At 51.1% G+C, this 21,553-nt stretch carries 19 protein-coding genes and 1 tRNA gene; 15 read left to right on the forward strand and 5 right to left on the reverse strand.

The window, feature by feature from the left end; genetic code table 11:
- Positions 1–213: 213 nt before the first annotated feature.
- Complete coding sequence (locus tag AC3YUO_RS06560) at positions 214–2,079, reverse strand: HsdM family class I SAM-dependent methyltransferase (RefSeq protein ID WP_489962236.1); 1,866 nt, start codon at positions 2,077–2,079, stop codon at positions 214–216.
- A 107-nt stretch (positions 2,080–2,186) separates the two neighbouring features.
- Between AC3YUO_RS06560 and AC3YUO_RS06565 the strand changes: the two genes are divergently transcribed.
- From AC3YUO_RS06565 to AC3YUO_RS06575, 3 genes are all read left to right on the forward strand, one after another.
- Positions 2,187–3,014 carry a hypothetical protein gene (locus tag AC3YUO_RS06565; protein ID WP_489962237.1) on the forward strand — a complete coding sequence of 276 codons (828 nt, stop codon included), beginning with the start codon at positions 2,187–2,189 and terminating at the stop codon, positions 3,012–3,014.
- A gap of 94 nt (positions 3,015–3,108) precedes the next feature.
- Entirely contained in the window at positions 3,109–3,429 is a 321-nt protein-coding gene (locus AC3YUO_RS06570; RefSeq protein ID WP_489962238.1) for a DUF6809 family protein, read from the forward strand.
- A complete protein-coding gene (locus AC3YUO_RS06575; protein WP_489962239.1) occupies positions 3,426–3,887 on the forward strand; it encodes a DUF6550 family protein in 462 nt (153 codons plus the stop codon). The genes AC3YUO_RS06570 and AC3YUO_RS06575 overlap by 4 nt, the downstream gene beginning before the upstream one ends.
- Before the next feature lie 45 nt (positions 3,888–3,932).
- Here AC3YUO_RS06575 and AC3YUO_RS06580 read toward each other — a convergent pair whose 3' ends face one another.
- A complete protein-coding gene (locus AC3YUO_RS06580; RefSeq protein ID WP_489962240.1) occupies positions 3,933–4,898 on the reverse strand; it encodes a sigma-70 family RNA polymerase sigma factor in 966 nt (321 codons plus the stop codon).
- The gene (locus tag AC3YUO_RS06585) at positions 4,895–6,019 is read right to left on the reverse strand and encodes a DUF6076 domain-containing protein (RefSeq protein WP_489962241.1); all 1,125 of its coding nucleotides are present in this window, start codon (positions 6,017–6,019) and stop codon (positions 4,895–4,897) included. Before AC3YUO_RS06585 ends, AC3YUO_RS06580 begins: the two co-directional genes overlap by 4 nt.
- Before the next feature lie 149 nt (positions 6,020–6,168).
- On the opposite strand from AC3YUO_RS06585, the gene AC3YUO_RS06590 reads away from it, so the two are divergent.
- From AC3YUO_RS06590 to AC3YUO_RS06630, 9 genes are all read left to right on the forward strand, one after another.
- Complete coding sequence (locus tag AC3YUO_RS06590) at positions 6,169–7,239, forward strand: AAA family ATPase (RefSeq protein WP_489962242.1); 1,071 nt, start codon at positions 6,169–6,171, stop codon at positions 7,237–7,239.
- Positions 7,240–7,441: 202 nt separating this feature from the next.
- The gene (locus tag AC3YUO_RS06595) at positions 7,442–7,753 is read left to right on the forward strand and encodes a plasmid mobilization protein (protein WP_489962243.1); all 312 of its coding nucleotides are present in this window, start codon (positions 7,442–7,444) and stop codon (positions 7,751–7,753) included.
- Positions 7,754–7,756: 3 nt separating this feature from the next.
- Positions 7,757–9,112 carry a relaxase/mobilization nuclease domain-containing protein gene (locus tag AC3YUO_RS06600; RefSeq protein ID WP_489962244.1) on the forward strand — a complete coding sequence of 452 codons (1,356 nt, stop codon included), beginning with the start codon at positions 7,757–7,759 and terminating at the stop codon, positions 9,110–9,112.
- 88 nt (positions 9,113–9,200) lie between these two features.
- On the forward strand, positions 9,201–9,338 hold the full coding sequence (locus AC3YUO_RS06605) for a hypothetical protein (RefSeq protein WP_489962245.1): 138 nt from the start codon (positions 9,201–9,203) through the stop codon (positions 9,336–9,338).
- A gap of 81 nt (positions 9,339–9,419) precedes the next feature.
- Positions 9,420–11,078, forward strand: coding sequence for a recombinase family protein (locus AC3YUO_RS06610; RefSeq protein ID WP_489962246.1), 1,659 nt, complete (start codon positions 9,420–9,422; stop codon positions 11,076–11,078).
- Positions 11,079–11,088: 10 nt separating this feature from the next.
- The gene (locus AC3YUO_RS06615; protein WP_489962247.1) at positions 11,089–12,351 is read left to right on the forward strand and encodes a recombinase family protein; all 1,263 of its coding nucleotides are present in this window, start codon (positions 11,089–11,091) and stop codon (positions 12,349–12,351) included.
- A 156-nt stretch (positions 12,352–12,507) separates the two neighbouring features.
- The gene (locus AC3YUO_RS06620) at positions 12,508–13,797 is read left to right on the forward strand and encodes an AAA family ATPase (protein ID WP_489962248.1); all 1,290 of its coding nucleotides are present in this window, start codon (positions 12,508–12,510) and stop codon (positions 13,795–13,797) included.
- Between the two features lie 549 nt (positions 13,798–14,346).
- Positions 14,347–14,607, forward strand: coding sequence for a hypothetical protein (locus AC3YUO_RS06625; protein WP_489962249.1), 261 nt, complete (start codon positions 14,347–14,349; stop codon positions 14,605–14,607).
- Between the two features lie 14 nt (positions 14,608–14,621).
- Positions 14,622–14,888, forward strand: coding sequence for a SinR family protein (locus AC3YUO_RS06630; RefSeq protein WP_489962250.1), 267 nt, complete (start codon positions 14,622–14,624; stop codon positions 14,886–14,888).
- A gap of 228 nt (positions 14,889–15,116) precedes the next feature.
- Here AC3YUO_RS06630 and AC3YUO_RS06635 read toward each other — a convergent pair.
- A tRNA-Leu gene (locus AC3YUO_RS06635) sits at positions 15,117–15,201 on the reverse strand.
- A 753-nt stretch (positions 15,202–15,954) separates the two neighbouring features.
- Here AC3YUO_RS06635 and AC3YUO_RS06640 point away from each other — a divergent pair.
- Positions 15,955–17,166, forward strand: a complete 1,212-nt coding sequence (locus AC3YUO_RS06640; RefSeq protein WP_489962251.1) for a cation:proton antiporter — start codon at positions 15,955–15,957, stop codon at positions 17,164–17,166.
- A gap of 57 nt (positions 17,167–17,223) precedes the next feature.
- Here AC3YUO_RS06640 and AC3YUO_RS06645 read toward each other — a convergent pair whose 3' ends face one another.
- Positions 17,224–18,555, reverse strand: a complete 1,332-nt coding sequence (locus tag AC3YUO_RS06645; protein ID WP_489962252.1) for a sodium-dependent transporter — start codon at positions 18,553–18,555, stop codon at positions 17,224–17,226.
- 257 nt (positions 18,556–18,812) lie between these two features.
- Between AC3YUO_RS06645 and AC3YUO_RS06650 the strand changes: the two genes are divergently transcribed.
- Both AC3YUO_RS06650 and der read left to right on the forward strand, forming a co-directional pair.
- Entirely contained in the window at positions 18,813–20,201 is a 1,389-nt protein-coding gene (locus tag AC3YUO_RS06650; protein ID WP_489962253.1) for a DUF512 domain-containing protein, read from the forward strand.
- Positions 20,202–20,225: 24 nt separating this feature from the next.
- Positions 20,226–21,551 carry a ribosome biogenesis GTPase Der gene (gene der / locus AC3YUO_RS06655; protein ID WP_489962254.1) on the forward strand — a complete coding sequence of 442 codons (1,326 nt, stop codon included), beginning with the start codon at positions 20,226–20,228 and terminating at the stop codon, positions 21,549–21,551.
- Positions 21,552–21,553 lie beyond the last annotated feature (2 nt).

The raw sequence follows: 21,553 nt of genomic DNA on the forward strand, positions 1-21,553 counted from the left end.
CGAACTCCAGTGCATCAGTTGCAGCTTGGAGAGAAGAGACGGCAAAATAGTTTTGTTCTAATTTGCTTATAAACGAAGTCGGAGCAAGCGATATAACACTTGCTCCGACGTGGTGCGCCTGAAGGGACTCGAACCCACACGCATCGCTGCACGAGAACCTAAAGGTGATGTCACCTTAGTGATATATTTTTGTTTGCAAAAATAGGCGGTTACTTAGATCCTAAAATCACTTAGACCATATTTTTCAATTAAGAATTGATTAATGGAACTCATATCGGGCTCATTTTTAAGATATGCCAGTTCATCGTCTGTAAACTGGGGAACGGAAAAGTGTTGGATATATTTTTTTTGATAGCACTTATAGTTGCCCTCAATGGCATAGCTGGTTTTTGAAACATAGTAATCCATGACTACTGAATTTAGAATTTTTTGCAAAATCTCTAAATCAAACTGCGGGGATTCCAGAATTGCATAACCATTACAAAATAATGTTTGCCTACTCTCTTCAAGCATAAATTTTGGATGTAGGCTAAAGGTTGGGAAAAGCAATTTTCTACTGTTGTTTCCTAACCCCTGACTTCTACCGTATGCATACCAAGCCACTGCGTTCCCCTTTCCTTTGTCTCTTCCATCCAAAATAGTGCGGCACCGGCATAGGTATTGGTAACATTGAGGATAACGCTGTGACATAATGTGCTCAGGAATAATTTGAAAGTTTTTATTTGGGGTATCGACGAGCGAGTATTGCTCTATTTCGGTATACGGAAAAATAATAGCCTGCTTCGCATCAGCCAAAGAGCTTTCGGCCTTAATATTTGAGACTTTATAAATGCTGCGGGTAATTCCCGGTTCAATTAGGTATCTGGTTCCTTCAAAAAGTTTATAGTACATCCCTTTCTCTTGATCAAAACCGTCTACAAGATATACATTATCCCTCAAAGTTGCAATACCAACACGAATATATGGCTTAATGGGGGAGCCCGCCTGTTCAATTTTCTTGATGTTTGCCCTTTCATTTTCGTCAAGCAACTTCCAGCCAGAAGAATCAAGATCATCAATCGCCATACGAAGAAATTTAGTATTATTCAGTGCGCTTTTTACATCGAAGCTTTTCTTTATGGTGGCATATGTTAGATTTTCGGAACCACAAGCTTTAAGAAACAGCAATGAGTTGTATGTTCTCACTGGAGCAAAAATCATATTTTCGCCAAAATCAATTATCTTTGAAAGATATTTGTTTTCTACCAAATACTTTCGAAGATCCTCAGCCGCTGTAATGGTTAGATAGTTATTAGGAATGATAAACCCTAATGTTCCATTACTGGACAAAAATCTCATGCTCTGCTCAATAAAAGCATAAAATATATTAAATGTACCCTTTTGTGTTGTTCTGTAATTCTTTTTTAGGAGGGAGATAGTATCTTTACTCATGTCGTGAGTATTAACATATGGCGGATTGCCGATTATAAAGTGGAAAGTTTTTTGGCCAAACAACTCGAACCAATTTTCTTTCAAACTATTGGCTGCTTTAATATTAAAACGCAACAAATCAGCTGATTCGCCACTGGAAAGGACAAGAAGGGTTAAAAGCTCTTTCGTGTGTCTTACATTATCTTCGCTAAGATCAATGCCAAAAATATTATGAGAAATAGTTTCAGAAAGAGATTTGTTTAATTTTTGGGACAATTTTTCTGCAGCAAGTACGAGAAATGCCCCGCTTCCACAAGCAGGATCGATGATTATACTATCCTCATCCAATTGCTCCTTCAGGGTGTTTTCCAGAATATATTCTACGATATAGCATGGCGTGAAAACCACTCCGTTTTCTCGTTTTTCACAATCTTCCACTAAAGCTTCAAATATATTTTCAAGAAGTTTGAGCGAAAGATTATCATTTGAGACACGAGTGATGATTTCGCAAACTTCAGGCTCTGCATAACATAAAATGTCAGTCAAAAGTTGCGAATGATTTATACCGTCAAGCTGTTTTTGGCGAAGAAACGCCAAAATTAAACTTGCCTCGATTTGTAGATTTGAGTATTTGGAAGGAATATGTTTCAATATAATTTCAGCTGTCATTTGATCACCATAACAAAGTATATCTGATTTTATGAAAATTTGCAAAGGTTGTAGAAACTGCTGCGGTATGCTAAACTATTGGTAATCCGATCGAAAAGAGGGATACTATGGCATACATTGATGAGCAGTTGTTCCGATTCAAAGCAGAGCTTGAAGCGGCAATTCTTGCCGGAGGGGTAAAAAGGAAAGAGTCTATTATCCGTTCTTCCGCATTGATCAATCTGATTCATGATGCAGTAAAATATGAATTGATTCAGAACGGAATTGACCCTTCACAGATATATCCTCATTTTGAGGAAACTAAACCGGAGATGAAAATTGCTGGTTTTCTGAAACAGAAAGATCAAGATGTTTGTGTTGCACCTAAAAATATAGCTCAAGTTAGGAGACGCATTTCCTGGGGACCATTGGCAAATGAAAATGTAACCGACATTTATGGCGAGGAGTATACAAGAAACACCCTAATTATAAATGTCCGAAGTCAAATGAGTAGCATCGCAAAAAATACGGATACCCTCTTTGAACGAACTTTTGCTGAAGCACTTAATCTCCACATGATGTATAAAGATGCTGTTTTGGGGGAGGTATATTTAATTCCGGTTTACGAATATGATGAGGCAACTATGAATGAAAGGAGAATTACATTTAAGTCTCATCAAACAAATGTGGCCAAATATATCAGCTTTTTCTCTGCTATCAATGGCCGCACAGACTCAAATGATGAACTCTACAAATATGAGCGTTGTACATTGTTAATTGTGGATTTTAAATATGAACGCCCCGTCCTGTATAGATCAACATCTCAGTTAATTGAAGCGGGGCTGCTGCCAAAAGATTTTTCGTTACCTCTGGAGGCGCTATCATTTGATACCTTTACCCAGGATATTCTATCTTCTTATGCACAGCGCTTTGATTTGAATAATTTGAAGCTTTGATGAAATTGAAACTCTAAATAATTCGGATGTCAAGTCTTTATAGCTATTTCCTTTCTGGTGTGGTAATGTGTGTTGCTACCAGGAGGTGCAACACATGAAAACACTACTCAAGAACCTGTACGACTGCTTTTATACCCCTCCAGAGTTTTCGGAGCAGAAGCAGGAAGTAGAAGAATGCCATCAGGCACTGATCAAAGTGCTGGAGAAGCCGGAACGGCGGTTGGTACTGCGAATCATGGATGCCCAGAGTCTGATGGCAGAGGAACGCTCTATCGACAGCTTTATCTCTGGATTTGAGCTGGCGTGGCAACTCTCCATGGAACTGAATCAATTTGAAAAAGAGCGCTCGGTCTCTCGCTGTACGGCGAAGAGATCGGGCGCTCTTTCCATGTCCGAAATGGAGGAAGCAACATGAAGAAACGAATCATCACTGTCGCGGTGTTCACTGCCTGTCTGGCCCTGTGTGCCGCTGTGTGGCCACAGAAGCAACCAGCCGAGGCAACACCCGCGCTGCCCACGCCAGCTGCTGTAATCGCCACACAGCCCGAAGTTCCGGAGATAGCAGAGATGGAAGAAGTCATACCGCCAGAGGAAGAAAAGGCGGAAGCAACACTGCCGGAACTGGTCGAGGAAACTGACATTGTCCCGGAGCCATCGCCCGTTCAAACACCCCCAGAGAGTGAAGTACAGGCTCACTCTGAACAGGATGCCACACCACAGCAAGAACCGGAGCCTACCCCGGCACCTGACAGCACACCGGACAACATGGTCTATGTGCCGGGCTTCGGCTGGATAGAAAGCCAGGGACCCAACCATGTGGAATACGCCGAGGATATGTACGAGAATGGCAACAAAATCGGAAGCATGGGATAAATGAAAAGCAGTGCGGTATCAGGACAAAGCCTGGTGCCACACTGCTTATTCTGTTTCCTGCTCCAATGCGTCGCTGAAGATCTTATGGACGTGGATCAGCGAAACGACTTCACAGAGAAACCGCTCCGCCAGTTCTTTTTCGTCCAGCCAGGTGGTCTGCGGCGGCACATAGTAACCGGAATCAGCTTCTGCCTCCGCTCTGGCCTTGAGAATGGCTTTCTGGATGGAGAGCCACTGACCGTAAGCGCCGCCGTTCAACTGCTTTTTCAGTTTCCGGATGGCGCTCTTATACACTTTCTCCGCGCCACTGGGGCCGTTGTAGTTGAGCCGGATAGCCAGTTCCTGAAAGGTCATGCCCTGCTCGTTGGGCTGACCGATCCCCAGATAACAGCGCACCAAATTCAGCTCTCTGGGGCTCAGCACTTCCTCCATACGCTGGAGGAGCAGCGTCCGGCGCATGAAGCGGTCATAGGCCTTGGCGGGGTCACCACCACAACCAAGATCAAATACACGCTCGCCCAAAGACTCGATCTGAAACACGGTACGGTATTCTTCCAGCAGACGCTTGGCCACTTTGACGGAGACTTCCAACTTCTCTTGAATGGCGGTCAGAAGATCCGTTTCGGCGTCCTGCTCATGCGTGGCATAGATAAATGCCACCTGGCGCAGCTGGCGGTAACGGTCCAGCGGGAGCGACAGAGAGAAGGAACCCTGGGCGGCGCAGTCCCGCATGGCTGTCTCAATGGCGGAGGTCGCATAGGTCAGCAGCTTTGTTCCATAGGAGGGATCAAACCGCGTCGCTGCGTCCAGCAGCGCCAGCGCCCCCTCCTGCTTGAGGTCGTCCACCAGAAAATCCTGAGAAAACTGCTCGCAGTAGCTTGTGGCCAGCATGGTCAGATATCCCTCGTTTTGGGAAAGCAGTAGCGGGGCGGCCTGTGGATCGCCGTCCTGTATCCGCAGGGCCAGCTCCTCGTTACTCGGGCAGAGATCGTCGCAGCGGTACATACTCATGGCCCGTCCTCCCGGGCAAGGCGCGCTCTCGCCTGGGCATAGATTGCTTCCTGCTCCATGTCCTTTGCATAGCCGCTGGCGGCATAGTCGTTGTCCATGAGCGCCTTATCTCGCAGGCTCTCCGCTACATACAGCGCTTCATTGCGCAGCTCGTCGGAGATCTTTCCTCTCTGGTGATGCTTGCGGATGGTGTTGGTACGGGTGGTGAACAGGCGGTAGACCGGGTGCTGTTTGTTTTGCTCCTTCTGCCGCATCATGGCGCCGTATTGCCGGCAGGTCATGCGGGAATCCTGAGGAGCAATGCCATCGCAGTATTTCGGCATATGGCCGTTGGTGGTGAGAAAGTATGTTCCACAGCCACAGCACCGGCTGGGCGCATGTCCGTGCTGCAATCCATTCATCAGGTCAAAGATGTAGAAGCTGATGGCATGGTCAAAGAAATACCGGTTCACAAATACGGTTTCCTTTTCCTGTTTCGGGTGTCGGGCAAAGACATAGGAGGATCTCAGATCCGGTGTGATGGTGAATGGCTCAACATCCGGTATTGGCAGATCACGCATCATATCCCAGAACCATTCGCTGTTGAAGCAGTCGTGGGCGGCCCTGGCGAAGAAGGTCTCTGTCCGCTTCTTCAGCCGCCGCAGATAGCCCTCCTCAAAATAGCGTGCCGCCACGGTAAAGTGCTGGATGCCCAGGGGGATGCTGAAGGCAGCCACCAGATAGCGGAAGAAAAATTCCCGAGCAGGCGAAGCCGGCTTCAGCAGGTCGTTGTGGGAGGCCGGGGAAAGCAGCACCTCCAATGTGCGCTGCTCCTGCGCTTTGTCCATCAGGCTGTACGGCGGACAGTGCCACAGGGCATCCAGCAGCTTCTCCAGAGAGGCACGGGTCCCGTCCAGCAGTTTGATAAATTCACCCCGCCCAGCCTTGGCCAGGGCCTCCACCTGATGGCTGATGGCGCCGCCGTGGGTGACCAGTTCCCGCATGGTCTCCTCGGGAACATTCAACAGTTCGGCGGCAAAGTGGCCGGCCGGGTAGACGGTCTCGTTAAAAAAGATCTGATCCTGCCAGACATCCATTGTCAGGTGCAGGAAATTGTTGTTCTGTTGGGTACCCAGCGGCATAGGGCCACCTCCTCTGTCCTATATCTGTTTTCTGACCGTCTTGCGATATTCTCATTTTATCAAAATCCCCCCAATAATCAAGTGAAAGGACAAGAGCCACGGTGGCCGTGTGGTTCTGTCCTTATCTTTTTTACAAGGGGATGATCCTGATGAGTAAAACAAAACGACTGCAAACCATTGACGGCGAGAGCCTGATGAGCCTGCCGTTGACGCCGCTCAACTTCGTGGTGGACACGCTGCTGTCTCAGGGGCTGCACATCCTTGCCGGCTCTCCCAAGGTGGGAAAATCCTGGCTGGCTCTGTGGCTGTCCGTCATGGTGGCCAAGGGCGAACCTGTCTGGGGGATGTCCGTGAAGCAAGGCACTACCCTCTATCTCTGCTTGGAGGATTCCGTTCTCCGTATCCAGAACCGGCTCTTTGAGATCACCGAGGACGCACCAAGCAGCGTCCACTTCTGCACGGAGTGCGCCCTCATTGGTCAGGGGCTGGAGGAGCAGGTGGACGCATTTATCGCCGCACACCCGGACACGGTACTGGTTATCATCGACACGCTGCAGATGGTTCGTCCAGCTCGCGACGCAACCTACGCCAACGACTACCGCGACCTCTCTGCGCTGAAACGGATCGCAGATGCCTGCGGCATCGCCATCCTTCTGATCCATCATCTGCGCAAGGAAACCGCTGACGATGTGTTCAATCGCATCTCTGGTACGACTGCTATCAGCGGTGCGGTGGATTCCAGCTTCACCCTGGTGGAAGAAAAGCGAGGCAGCGGCAGAGCGAAGCTCTCCTGCGTCGGCCGTGACATTGAATACCGGGAGCTGACGCTGGAGCGCAACGGTGAAAATGTGTGGGAGCTGGTGTCGGACAGCCGGACACAGCCGGAGCTGCTGGGCGACCGCATCATCTATCTTCTCTCTGAACTGATGCGCGACCGAACCGAATTTATCGGCACTCCCACAGAGCTGTCTGAACGAATCGACCCTGTGGGTGTGGAACGCATGTCACCCAAGAAAGTATCCCGGCAGATTCTGCAAAACCTTGACGCACTAAGGAAAATCGGTATTTCCGCTGTGGTGCGCCGCAGCAACGGAAGGCGGCTCATTGAGCTGCACCGTGCCGAAAGTGACGATGCCCAGGGTGTCCCGGCGGTCGACCCTGTTGACCCTGCCGGGGCGCTGTGCGGCGATTTGCGGGCGGTTTACAGGTGCGGCGAGTAAACTCCCGCAAGACAAAAGAAACGCCGTGTTGGGCCGTTTGTGGCCGAAGGAGGAGAGCAGGTGTCCGGCGCGGGGAAATCACCTCCCTGGAGGTGGCCAGCATCGCGTTTGTCTGGTCGTCGGCAAAGCCGCCGCCCGCCTTCCGCCTGTTTGCGGGGCGCTGCCCCACACCCCATTTTTACGAAAGACTGGAGGAAACGACATGAAAAAAGATATCAAGTTCAGTACCCGGATGGCATCCGCAGACCGGGAGACCATCAAAGAACTGGCGAAACGCTCCGGGATGTCCATGAGCGATTATGTGACCGCCTGCTGTCTGGGAAAGCAGGTAGTGGTCGTCGATGGACTGAAAGAAGTGCTCAAGGAGCTGAAGTCCATCGGCAGAAATCTGAATCAGCTTGTCACCCTGGCGCACATGGAGCGTGTCACAGTGATCAATCTGGACAGCGTGCGTCAGGCGTTCTCTGAACTCTGCACTGCTGTTCGGTCGATCCTGGAACGAAAGCGGTGGTGAAAGATGGCGATCATCAGCTTCACCAACTACAAGCGTGGTCAGAGCACCGGATGTATGGGAGCCGTAATGCGGTACACCATGCAGAACAAGAAAACTGAGTTCGAGGGGCAGCAGTTGATCACAGGCATCAACTGCCAGCCGGAATCTGTCTACGCGGACTTCATGACCACCAAGCGGCTGCATCACAAAACTGACGGCGTGCTGTTCTACCACATGGTGCAAAGCTTCCCAAAAGGCGAAGAAATCAACCCGTTCACCGCCCATGCAGCGGCATTGAAGCTGGCTGAGTACTATGAGGGGTATGAAGTTCTGGTCTGCACCCACACAGACCGGGAACACATCCATTCCCACTTCCTCATCAACTCCGTCAACTTCGATACGGGAAAGAAACTGCACATTGCAAAAGAGCAGCTCCAGGAACTGCGGCAGCGCAACGATCAGCTCTGTATGGAATTTTCTCTCCCTGTGTTCAAGCCCAAGGATAGGAAGCAGAAAACCAAGACCATGACGGTTGGTGAGTATCACACCGCAGCCCGTGGCCAAAGCAAGAAGCTGCAGCTCATGAATGTCATCAACGACTGTATGCGCCATGCCTCCAGCCGTGAGGAATTTATTGCGCTGATGGAGAACGAGGGCTACAAGGTACGCTGGGAAACCTCCCGGCGGAACATCACCTACACCACACCCAGCGGCTGGCAGTACCGTGACCGCCTGCTGTTCGGAGACAAATATCTGAAGGAGAATATGGAATATGAATTCAGAATCAGAGCAGAAATTATCCATGGACGAGCTGTTGGAGAAGAACCGACCTGCGCAGATGGTACAGACCACGCCGCAGCCTCCAGCACAGGAGCTGACACCGCCTCCCGAAGTGTGTCCCACGAAAGCGGAGTGGGAGGATCTGCTGAGCGACCTCTACACACTGGGGTACCACACCGAGAGACAGACTGGCTATCTGAAGAAGATCAACGAACTGCTGGCGCAGCTCCCGACCCGGACGCAGATGGAGGAGCTGCTGAAAGTGGTGAAGCATCTGGAGCAGATGAACGAACAGGCTGGGAAGCGGAACGAGAAGCATTTTTCTCTGCCCAGCATCAGACTGCCCAGACTGAGTCTGCCGCATCTGGATGGCCCCATATGGACAGTTCTGCTGATGGGGACGGCGGCGTTACTTCTGCTGTGGTGGGGCTTGGATACCGTCTGGAGCAGTCTCAGTCTGTTGCTCCAGTGATGGACAGTACCACAATGCACCCGCATACAGACAGGAAAACACTCCGCAAGCAGAGGCGAAAGAAAATCGCCCAGGGCCACGCCCAGGACGATCACGAAGAAGAACAGACTTGGCAGCAGACCATGTGACGGTCTGCTATTTTTATTGCCCGAATTGGTTTTGGGGGAAAGGAACGCTATGGGTAGAAAGAAAAAAGAATCCAACATCAAAAGTGTCATGTATTCCTATGTGGGGACAGATGACCAGTTCGATCACTTCCTGAAAATGATGATCCACGACTATCTATCTGTGGATGATCCGTACACAAATCAGCCTGCTGATTCTGTTGGTAAGGTAGAAAATGAAGTGGCCTGATTGGTTTTGATAGCTATTCAAAAACTTGTGTGCTATGGTGTGTCGTGAATAATCGGCACACCATAGCGGAAAGGAACAATTATGAAAGTCTGGCTCTATTACCGCTTGTCCAGAGATGAGGATGAGGAACTCAATTCGCTGAACAACCAGAGAAAAATCATATACAACTTTGCCGTCAGCAATGGCCACGAGGTGGTTGGCGAATCCTTCGATGACAATGTCAGCGGTATGCACTTCAACCGTGAGGGCATCGACAAAATCTATGAAGTGGTCGAGGCAGGGAAAATAGAAGCCATCGTCGTCAAAGATCTGTCCCGCCTTGGCCGGCACCGTACACAGACCGCACTCTTCATTGACTACCTCCGTGAGCGCAATGTACGGGTCCTGTCCGCAACGGAAAACATCGATACCTTTAACGAGAATGATGATCTCATCATTGGCTTCAAGGGACTGGTCAACGACTTCTACGCCCGTGATGGCAGTCGGCGTGTGCGAACCGGTTACCGGCAGAAGCAAAAGGAGGGCATCGTGACCATTCCGCCCTTCGGATATTTCAAGGACAAGAACACTAAGAAAGTCGTCGTTGTTGAGGAAGCCGCCGAAACTGTCCGCATGATCTTCTCCACCTATACCGGCGGCAGCGGGATGAAAGCCATTGCCCGTACATTGAACGAGCAGAGAAGAAAAACGCCCGCGCGCATGCAGATGGAGCTGCTAAACAAGCGCCTGCCCAATACGCAGGATGGGATACTCAAGAAATATCTGTGGGACGCGACGATGGTTGGCCGTATCCTTAAGGATGAGAGTTATATCGGTACGCTGATCTGCCACAAGAGCGAGCGCAACAAGATAAACAAGACCTTCCGCTTCACCGACCCAGAAGAACAGTTCCGCCATGAAAACTATCTGCCGATGATCGTGACCCGTGAGACATGGGATCTGGCGCAGACGCTTCTGACAGAGCGCAAGGCAAAAAACACCCGGGCCGGTACCAACAAGGGTATCCTTCGGTACGGAGGGCTCCTGCGCTGCCAGGACTGCGGCCGGACTTTTATCGGCAAGCGAATTAAGCTGAAGGACGGCGAACGGGTGGTCTATGTCTGTGATACCTACCATCGGTATGGCAAGGAACATTGCTCCTCTCACATAGTGGATGAGGAAGCGTTGGATCGCCTGATCAGCGCGGAGCTCCTGCGGACAAAAGAACTGTACGAAGAAAACTGGTCAAGACTGGAGTGGTTCATTGAAAAATGGACGCCCAAAGCTTCCATGGCCAGTGCCAAAATAAGCAAACTGCAAGAACACATTCTCCTGCTGGAGGAGGAAGTGGAGGTGATTTTGATGGAACGCATCCGGGATAAGGCCAACGCGGAACGCTATGACCGAATGATCGCAAAGCGTGAGGAGCAGATCGCGGAGGCCAAAAAGCAGATCGAGGAACTGCAGAACATCTCAGAAATGCTTCGCAGCCGCCAGGCCAAGCTAAAGCGAGACATCAGCCTAATTGACGATATTCTTCAAGACGGCGAAATGTCGGAGGCTCATCTGAAAATGCTGGTTGAAAAGATCCTTGTTCATGAGGAGGATGGTAAGCTGGATTTAGAGATCCGGCTGAAAGCGCCCTTCCGGGATCATCTGGATATCTTCGAAAATGGGGAGCAAACGGATTCCATCCTCTCCGCGGATTTCGATTATGACCGGCTGGGCGCAATCATTTATGGTGACTACTATGCGGGATAGGTGATAACAGATGCGGGTATGGATCTATGCGCGACTGTCAAACGATGATGACCAGGAGATGAACGCTCTCCTGAACCAGCAGGAGATCTGCCATGGCTTTGCCGAGCAGCATGGGTACACCATTGTGGGACAGTCTTCCGATGACAATGTGAGCGGCATGAAGTTCAACCGCCGTGGGCTGGATGAGCTCACGGCGGCTGTGGACGCTGATAAAATCGATGCCGTCATCGTAAAGGACTTGTCACGACTTGGCCGCCATAGAACCCAGACCGCATTATTTATGGACTATCTGCGGGAACATCAGGTGCGGGTGATTTCCGCAACAGAAGGGATCGATACCTTCCGCGACGAGGATGATTTGATCATCGGCATCCGTGGCCTGATGAACGATCACTACGCCAGGGACATCAGCAAAAAAATCCGAGCCGGGTATCGTCAGAAACAGCGGGAGGGCATTGTGATTACGCCCCCCTTTGGCTATCGGAAAGACCGCAATACCAATACAATTGAACTTCACCCGGAGGCGTCGGAAACTGTGCGGATGGTCTATTCTCTCTACTTACAGGGGCATGGGCAAAAAGAAATTGCCCGCAGGCTCAATGCGCTGGGGCGAAAGACGCCGGCACAGCTCCGGGCGGAGCAATGCGGCAGAGAAGTCTGTGTGGTAAACAAAACCAGTGATGGGCACTATGTGTGGACATATGCGAGTGTAAAAAACATCCTGGTGGAGGAGGCCTATACCGGGGTGCTGATCAACCACCGCTCGGAAACCAATGGCGGTAAGGCGAAGCGATTGGAACAGGCGGAGTGGTATCGGCACGAAAACTTCTTTCCTGTCATAATTGAGCGTGACATCTGGGAAAAGGTTCAGCAAAAACTGAAAGCGCAGGCCCGCCCGGCCAATGGAAACAAGGCAAAACACCGCTACGCCGGACTGATTCTCTGCAAAGAGTGCGGCAGCCCCTTTGTGCCGATGATCCGGTACTGGAACGACAAGCGGCGAGTGGAGTATGTCTGTAAGGGCTACCACCGGAATGGGAAAAGCTATTGCAGTTCTCACCGCATCCATGAGGAGGTACTGGATGCAGCGGTGCAGGAGTTTGTCCAGACCATGCGGATTAGCATGGCTGAGGAGCAGAAGGAACTGAAGCAGAAGCAAAAAATGTGGGCGTTGAGGAAACCGGTCCTCGACGCCCATATCTTTGCTTTAGAGAATCAAATTCAGCAGTTAGAGAACGAGATAGATAAAATTATACTCTCTTTTATAAAATAATTCCCCTAAATGTTAAGCTGAGTTGTGTTATTGCAAAATCTCAGAAAGAAAATAGTTATATGCGATTTTTGTAATATTTTCGCAAAAACCGCATATAACCATTGACAAAATGCTGGATATATTGTATTCTTACAATTGAAAGGTAGGAGTATTAATATGACTAATATTGTTTTAAAATCTCTACGGGTTAAGAACTTTGGCCCATTTGCCGATGAAGTTGTATTTACTACTGCTACTGATCGCGCTAAAAAAGAATTTATGGAAAATACTTTTTCTTATGGAGAAGAGGTATTTAATCGAGTTTCATATATTTTTGGTGCAAATGGAGCAGGAAAATCGAATTTCTGTAAGGCTATCATTCACATTCAGCAACTAATTAATTTATCACCATTATTAGCTTCTAACAACCCACAACTATTAGAGTTGCAACCGATTAAACTCAGTGCGAATGAGATGGATAAACATTTCATTTTTGATAAAAACGGAAGCGGCATTCCATCCGAATATGAAATCGAAATACTGATGGATGGGATAACATATAATTATTCTTTTGCAATTTATGATTCCTTAATTGTATCAGAAAAACTAACTAAGAAAAAGCAAAGAACAGAAGTCATTCTTTTGCGTACGTCTCCAGAATATAGCAGTATAGTATTAAAGTCAGAATTATCAAGCTTTATTCCGAATGTATCTGTTGTTAAAGAACGAGCCTTATGCTTGTCTATGGCTGCTTTTTTGAATAATCCGCTGGCATCTAAAATAGTCTCCGCAATTAGCAAAATTACAGTTGTAAATATGGCAAATCTGAATGGATTGCGTAATATTACCAAAGAAAACTTCACAGAAGAAGTCCGTGAAAGATGTTTGAAAATATTACGTGTTGCGGAACCTACAATGAATGGACTGTCTGTTGAGTTTACTGAAGAAAGAGTTGATCGCCAGAAAGTTCCAATGGGCATTGATGATCTGGAAGGCCGAGAACTTATCATTAAAAATATTCGAGTAGATGTACAATCAGAACACTCTGTTTATCAGGAGGATAATATTGTTGATACTGTACTGCTACCTTTCTTAAAGTATGAATCCACCGGTACAATTAAAATGCTGAGCATTCTTCCTCTATTATTTTCTGCTTTAGAATCTGGTAGCCCAATTGTTATTGACGAATTAGAAAACGGATTGCATCCCAATATTGTGCAGCGAATTCTTGAGTTATTTAAGTCACCGGAACTAAATCCTCTTAACTCTCAACTTATTTGTACAACTCACTGTATTTCGTTGGCTGAGAAAGGTGTCCGTAGAGACCAAGTGTGGGTAATTAGTAAGGATTCTCACGGACGGAGTTCAATGACCCGAATTAGCGAATACCCAGGCACAAGGACTACTGATAATATTGCAGAAAAATACTTGCGGTGTGCATTTGGTGATATTCCGCAATTTCCCTGACATATTAACGCCATTTAACTACTCGCGGTAGTTAAATGGCGTTTTTGCTTTTTCTTTTCTTTTTATATGTTAAGAACTCGAATTAAGGGCTTGTTATTAATTGTTTTTTCAAAAAACGAGCAAAATCAAAAAACAGCTATTGACAAAGAGGGCGAGAGGTGTTATCATGTAGGCTGTAGAGACAACGAAAAGAGAGACACCGAGAATGTCCCGGTGTCTCCCTGTGTTGACGAAAGCATCTGATGATACTTTTATCGTGTAGCAACTTTATGGTATCACAATATGGGGCCAGATGCAATAGGAAATTCGTCAGCGGAAAGGAAATGAACAGGCGTTGTGCTCTTTTATCCTATCTTTTATACGAAAGGAGCCTATTGCAATGGCCGTAAAAGTTAAAACTGGTGGAGTTGTTCCTGTATCTGGTCAATACCGACCTGAAGGATCAAAGACTGAAGTCACCTTTGTTGAAGGAAACCGCGTACCTCCCGTCCCTACTGGGGCCACAACCTTTACTCTGGTAGACAAGACCAAACACAGCGGAGGTAACCGATGACGTTTCAAGGAGCACTTATCAAGGAACAAAATGTGACATTTGGCATCGTCATTGTCAAGCCCCGTGTTCTGGACAATTCATCTGAGGCTGCCTCAATGCGAACTTTCGGAGTACGCGCATTTGGGCCGGTGCCCATCATCTTAATGGCCCAGAATGCGAGGGGAATTCCCACTTACTCCGGGCGTCGTGATATCGTCAACTTTCTCGCAAAGGTACCGCTGCAGGCAATTCCTTGGCGTGAGTACACGCTGACTTAAGGAGGACGACACATATGTCTTCTAAAATCATCGAGTATGACCTGCGGCAACCTGGTAGGGACTATGACGCGTTGTACAAAACCATTAAGAGCTACGGTACTTGGGCTCATGTGACAGAGTCCACATGGTTCATCAAAACTGACGAAACCTGTGCTCAGGTACGGGACAAGCTTTGGGAATTGATGGATGGAAATGACCGCCTTTTTGTCGGAGAGTTGACAGGAAATGCAGCTTGGCATAACACCATCTGTAAGAGCCAGTTCCTTAAGGATAATATTTAAAAAAACTCGGGGCATGTCTTCTGTGATATGCTCCGAGTTTTCTCTTGGGAGTAAATCTTATAATGCAAAGGACGGTCAAAATCGATATCCGCCCCGTCCATGGCCCATGGGGACCCGCGGAAGTTTGCGCCAGCAAAGTTTCGTGGGGAAAAGGAGGAATGACGGAGCGGTATGAGAAAAGCCCGGCTTTGGCCGGGCTTTTTGAATGGAGCGCAGTCCATTCCGACGTGGTACGGGTAGTGGGGGTCGAACCCACACGCCTTGCGGCACAGGAACCTAAATCCTGCACGTCTGCCAATTCCGTCATACCCGCATATTCACTTTCCCTCTATTTTTACTCGGGGAGGGGACACCCGAGGCGGAGCGTTGCGCTTGTTCCGCATCTATAAAAACAGGCCATGCCTGCTTTTACCTAATTGGTGAGAAATTCTTCACTGAGGTGACAGCACCTAAATCCTGCACGTCTGCCAATTCCGTCATACCCGCATATTCACTTTCCCTCTATTTTTACTCGGGGAGGGGACACCCGAGGCGGAGCGTTGCGCTTGTTCCGCATCTATAAAAACAGGCCATGCCTGCTTTTACCTAATTGGTGAGAAATTCTTCACTGAGGTGACAGCACCTAAATCTCGCATGTCTACCAATTCCATCACAGGCGCGTATATTCGGTTTTCATTCGCGGAGGTCAGGCAAAAACAGCTTGGCCGAGAGCAGTACCTTTGTGCTGCATAGATACAAAATCAAAAGGTTTACTCTGCACAATAATAGAATAATGATACACAAAGCATTTCAAAAAGTCAATGGGAAGAGAAAAGATGTCTTAAGGGGCAGAAAAAAGAAAAAAAGAAAGTGATGGGCGTCTTTCACAAAAAAGATAAACGGAAATTGTGCATGTTGGAAAGAAAAACGGGCAAAAACGGCAAAATCTAAGCGATATTTCCATTGACTTAAAAGACGTTACAAGCTATGCTGTAACAACGAAAACGGGGGGAAGCGGGACGGGCTGACCACACAGGTGAGTATCCGTCAGCGGCCACCCGGATTGATTTTTTCTGGAGGGGTATGTATGGAATCTTATGGGATTTTCCGTGATATAGCGATTATCCTGGTAGCGGCAAAATTTTGCGGATTAGCTGCCCGGAGACTGAAGATGCCCAGTGTGGTGGGCAATATTATTGCAGGTCTGCTGATAGGTCCGTGTATGTTCCATCTGGTGCAGCCCTCTGACTTTTTGACTCAGATGGCGGAAATCGGCGTGGTGCTGCTGATGTTCTCTGCCGGACTGGAGTCCGATACCAAGGAAATCGTGCGCAGCGGCCCCAAGGCACTGGCGATTGCGGCATCCGGTGTGATTATTCCTCTGGTGGCAGGAACGGGGCTGTTTCTGCTGTTCTACGGCGGAGCCAGCAGTGAGCGCAACCTGTTTTATGAGGCACTGTTCATTGGCTGTATTCTGACGGCGACTTCGGTCTCCATTACCGTAGAGGCTCTGCGTGAGCTGGGGCACCTGAAAGAGCGGGTTGGAACCACCATTATGTCGGCGGCTATCATTGACGATGTGCTGGGCATTATCGTGCTCACCCTGATCAGCGGCCTGAAGGATCCCAGCACTTCCCTGGTCATGGTTGCCTGGAACACCCTGCTGTTTTTCCTCTTTGCCAGTGTGGTGGGATATGTCATTTATCGTGCCTTTGCCTGGATTGATCAGAATCATCCCCACACCCGCCGTGTTCCCATCCTGGCTCTGGCGTTCTGTCTGGCCATGGCCTACATCGCCGAGGAGTACTTCGGCATTGCGGATATCACCGGCGCTTACCTGGCCGGCCTGGTGCTCTCCAATCTGGAGGATGCCTCTTACATCGAGCGGAAGATGGACATCAACTCCTATATCATCTTTGGCCCGCTGTTCTTTGCCTCCATCGGTCTGAGCACCGATGTGGGTGAGATGGATACCACCCTGCTGCTCTTTACCGTGGCCTTCCTGGTGGTGGCTCTGCTGTCCAAGGTGGTAGGCTGCGGCGGCATGGCCCGCCTGTGCGGCTTCTCCGGCAGCGATGCACTGAAAATCGGCGTGGGCATGATGAACCGGGGCGAGGTTGCCCTGATTGTGGCCCAGAAGGGTCTGCTGCTGGGCCTGCTGAACTCCATGTTCTTCACCAGCGTTATCATTCTGATTCTGGTCTCTGCAATCGTGACCCCGATTCTGCTCAAGGTGCTCTATCACCGGGACGGTGTAGCCACTCAGGCAGCGGTGGAACAACCCACAGTGCAGTCATAAAGAAGATAGATAAAAAAGCGGGAGCTTCTGGGAAGCTCCCGCTTTTGTTTTGCCTGTTTATCCAATGCCGCCCTGGACGCAGGCGCCCAGAATCAGCACCAGCAGTGTGACACCGCAGAACACATATTTGGCCATGGGATAGAACCAGGCGCCCAAAGGCTTAGACCGGGCCAGGTTGACCTGCTCCAGTACGTAATCCTTGCCGCACACCCAGAAGAACATGACGGCGGCCAGCAAAGCGCCCAGAGGACAAATATAGATGGAGCACACATCCATCCAGTCGGAGACAATGGGGGCGATGAGCAGGCCGACGACGATGCCCAGCCCGCCGATGATGGCGACTGCCGCAGGCCGCTTCAGGTGGAAGAGCTCCTGGAGGGTAGCCGTGGGGGCCTCAAAGAGGTTAATAAGAGAGGTGAGGGCAGCAAAGATAACCGCCAGGAAAAAGACGATGGAGATGAGCCAGCCGCCGGGGATGGAGTTCAGCACGTTGGGCAGGAAGATGAACATCAGGCCCGGGCCGCTGTTGTTCAGCTGCTGGCCGGCCACAGCCATAGCCGGGATGATGACCAGAGCGGCCAGCATGGCGGCGCAGGTATCGAAGATGGCGACCATGCGGGCGTCAGCGGGGACGTTGGAGTCCCGGCTGAGGTAGGAACCGTAAATCAGGGTGCCGTTCCCCGCCACAGACAGGGAGAAGAAGGCCTGTCCCAGAGCATAGACCCAAACCATGGGGTCCAGCAGTCCCTCCGGCTGGAGGACGAAGATGTACTGGTAGCCGGGGGCCGAGGCGGGAAGGGTGACCAGATAGAGGGCCAGCCCGATAAAGAGAAGGAAAAACAGGGGAGTCATAATTTTGTTGGCCCGTTCAATACCCCGTCCGATGCCGAATACCATGATGGCAATGGTAACAGCCATTCCGATTACCTGCCACAGGGCGTTGCCGGAGGACACGGCTCCGAAATGGTTGTTGAAGGCGTCCACCCCCTGCAGAGAGGACAGGGTGCCGGTGAGCGCATCGGCGGTGTACTTGAAGATCCAGCCGGTGACTACGGAGTAGCCGATGGCCAGGGCCAGGGAGCCCAGCACCGGAATAAGACCCAGCAGACGGCCGGGCTTGGCAGAGCCGAAGCGCATCTTGGTGGCTGTGCCGAAGGCGTCCACAGGGCCGGAGCGCGTGGCCCGGCCGAAGGACATCTCACCAATGACGCCGGTGGAACCAATGATGACCACAAAAATCAGATAGGGGATGAGGAAGGTAGCGCCTCCGTACTTGGAGACGCGGGCAGGGAAGAGCCAGATATTGCCCATTCCCACGGCAGAACCGATGCAGGCCAGGATAAAACCCCATTTGGAGCTCCAGGAGTCCCGCTTTGTGCTGTGTGTCACAGTAAATCCACTCCTTTACCCCGGCAAACAGGACAGCCGGGTCCTTTTATCATACCATAGGTGCGGCAAAAAGCAAGAAATTGTTTTGCACCCTTGGAATATGAATAGAAAAGGAGAGAGGCAGGGGACAAGGCATCAAAATTCTTCGGGAAAAGAAAGAGAAGAAGGGGGCTTTGTCTTGCAATGGGGCGTATTCTATTGTAAAATAAAAAGAACGCCTTTGAAGGTGTATTTTGTGTGCAGGCGGTGAATCATTCATGAGCATGACGGCCATCCGGGCGGTAGAGCCCAGGAGCCCGGCCCATCGCGCAGGTGTGCGGGTGGGAGAGACGCTGACCCAGATCAACGGCCACATGATTGTGGATGTGCTGGACTACAAATTTTACAGCTACGACCCCCGGCTGGAGCTGGTGCTGCGGGACCCGGAGGGGAAGACCCGCACGGTGCGCCTGCGGAAAAGCGAGGGGGAGGACCTGGGGCTGGAATTTGAGACCTATCTCATGGACCGGGCCCGCTCCTGTGCCAACAACTGCATTTTCTGCTTTGTGGACCAGATGCCTCCGGGCATGCGTCCCACCTTATATTTTAAGGATGACGACGCCCGGCTGTCCTTCCTCATGGGCAACTACCTCACTCTGACCAACCTCTCGCCCCGGGAGGTACAGCGGATCATTGACCTGCGCATTTCGCCCATCAATGTCTCCGTCCACACCACCGACCCGCAGCTGCGGGCAGAAATGCTGAAAAATCCCCGGGCGGGGGAGGGCATTGCCATTATGAAGCGCTTTGCCCAGAACCACATCACCATGAACTGCCAGATTGTCTCCTGCCCGGGCATCAACGACGGTCCGGCGCTGGACAAGACTCTGGCGGATCTGGCTGAGATGTATCCGTCGGTGAACAGTATCTCAGTGGTGCCGGTGGGAGTGACCAAGCACCGGGAGGGGCTCTACCATCTCAAGCCCTACACCCGGGAGCAGGCGGCAGCCCTGGTGGACCAGGTGGAGGCCTTTGCCCAGAAGCATCTGGAGGAGAAGGGAACCCGGCTGGTGTGGTGCTCGGACGAATTTTACCTGCTGGCTGGGCGGGAACTGCCTGAGGAGAGTTACTTCGAGGAGTTTACCCAGCTGGACAACGGCGTAGGCATGCTCCGCCTGCTGATGAGCGAGTTTGGACGGGGCCTTGACCTCATGGAAGAGGAGGAGATGGCGGGGGCCACGCCTTTCTCCATCGCCACCGGTGTGTCTGCCGCCCCGTTTTTGGAAAAATTAGTAGACATGGCCCGGGCCCGCTGTGGTAAAATAGAAGGGAAGGTATACCCCATCCTGAACCGCTTTTTCGGGGAGACCATCACGGTGGCCGGACTGGTCACCGGAAGGGATCTCATCGACCAGCTGCGGGGACAGCCGCTGGGTGAGCGGCTGCTGATTCCGGCCAATATGCTCCGAGCGGGGGAGCGGGTCTTTTTGGACGACGTGACCCTGGACGATGTGGAGCGGGAGCTGGGGGTGCCGGTGATTCCCGTGGCTCAGGACGGCTATGAGCTGCTGGACGCCATGTGCGGCATCCAGACGGCGCCGCCTCCCTCCATGCCCAACCTGCCTGAGGATGAATATTACCGCTATAACCCCGGCGTACGGGGATAAACTGCCAGAAATGAGTGTGATAGGATGAAGCCATTAGTGGCCATCGTGGGACGGCCCAATGTGGGCAAGTCCATGTTGTTTAATAAGCTGTGCGGCCAGCGTCTCTCTATCGTGGAGGACACCCCCGGTGTGACCCGGGACCGGCTGTACGCCCAGTGTGAGTGGAGAAACCGGGTCTTTGATATTGTGGATACCGGCGGCATTGAGCCGGGCACCGACGATCAGATCCTCTCCTTCATGCGGGAGCAGGCGGAGATCGCCATCCAGACCGCCACCGTCATCGTCTTTGTCTGCGATGTGAAGACGGGTATGACCGCCGCCGACCAGGACGTGGCCAACATGCTCCTGCGCTCCCGGAAGCCCGTGGTGCTGGCGGTGAATAAGGCCGACCAGGTGGGTCGGGAGAACCCGGACGTCTATGAGTTTTATAACCTGGGTCTGGGGGATCCCATTGCCGTCTCCGCCGTCCACGGCCACGGCACCGGGGACCTGCTGGATGCCTGCTTTGCCTACTTCCCCCCCGAGGACGAGGAGGAGGAAGAGGACGATACTATCAAGGTGGCCATCATCGGCAAGCCCAACGTGGGCAAGTCCTCTCTGCTCAACAAGATCCTGGGAGAGGAGCGGGTGATTGTCTCCGACGTGGCGGGTACCACCCGGGATGCGGTGGACAGCTTCTTTGAAAATGAGAAGGGCAAATACCTCTTTATTGATACCGCCGGCATGCGGAAGAAGTCCAAGGTGGACGACCGGGTGGAGAAGTTCTCCGTCCTGCGCTCCACCATGGCCATCGAGCGCAGCGACGTGTGCCTCATCCTCATCGACGCCCGGGAGGGGGTCACGGAGCAGGATACCAAGGTGGCCGGTCTGGCCCATGAGGCGGGCAAGGCCTGTATCATCGTGGTCAACAAGTGGGATGCCATCGAGAAGGACGGCAAGACCATGGACAAGATGCGCCAGGACGTTATGCGGGACTTGAGTTACATGACCTACGCCCCCATTGTCTTTATTTCCGCCCTCACCGGTCAGCGTGTGGACCGGCTCTTTGACCTCATTAACTACGTCAACAACCAGGCGGCGACCCGTATCTCCACCGGCATGCTCAACAATGTGCTGGCCGACGCCACCGCCCGGGTCCAGCCTCCCACCGACAAGGGCCGGCGGCTGAAGATCTACTATATGACCCAGACGGGCATCCGTCCGCCCCACTTTGTCTGCTTCTGCAACGACGCGCGGCTGTTCCATTTCTCCTACCAGCGGTACCTGGAAAATCAAATTCGGAGCACCTTTGGCCTGGAGGGCACCCCCGTGCGCATGACCATCCGGCAGAAGGGTGACAAGGAGGGGTAAGC

Source organism: Pseudoflavonifractor sp. HNCC25GI2 (genome assembly GCF_058136395.1).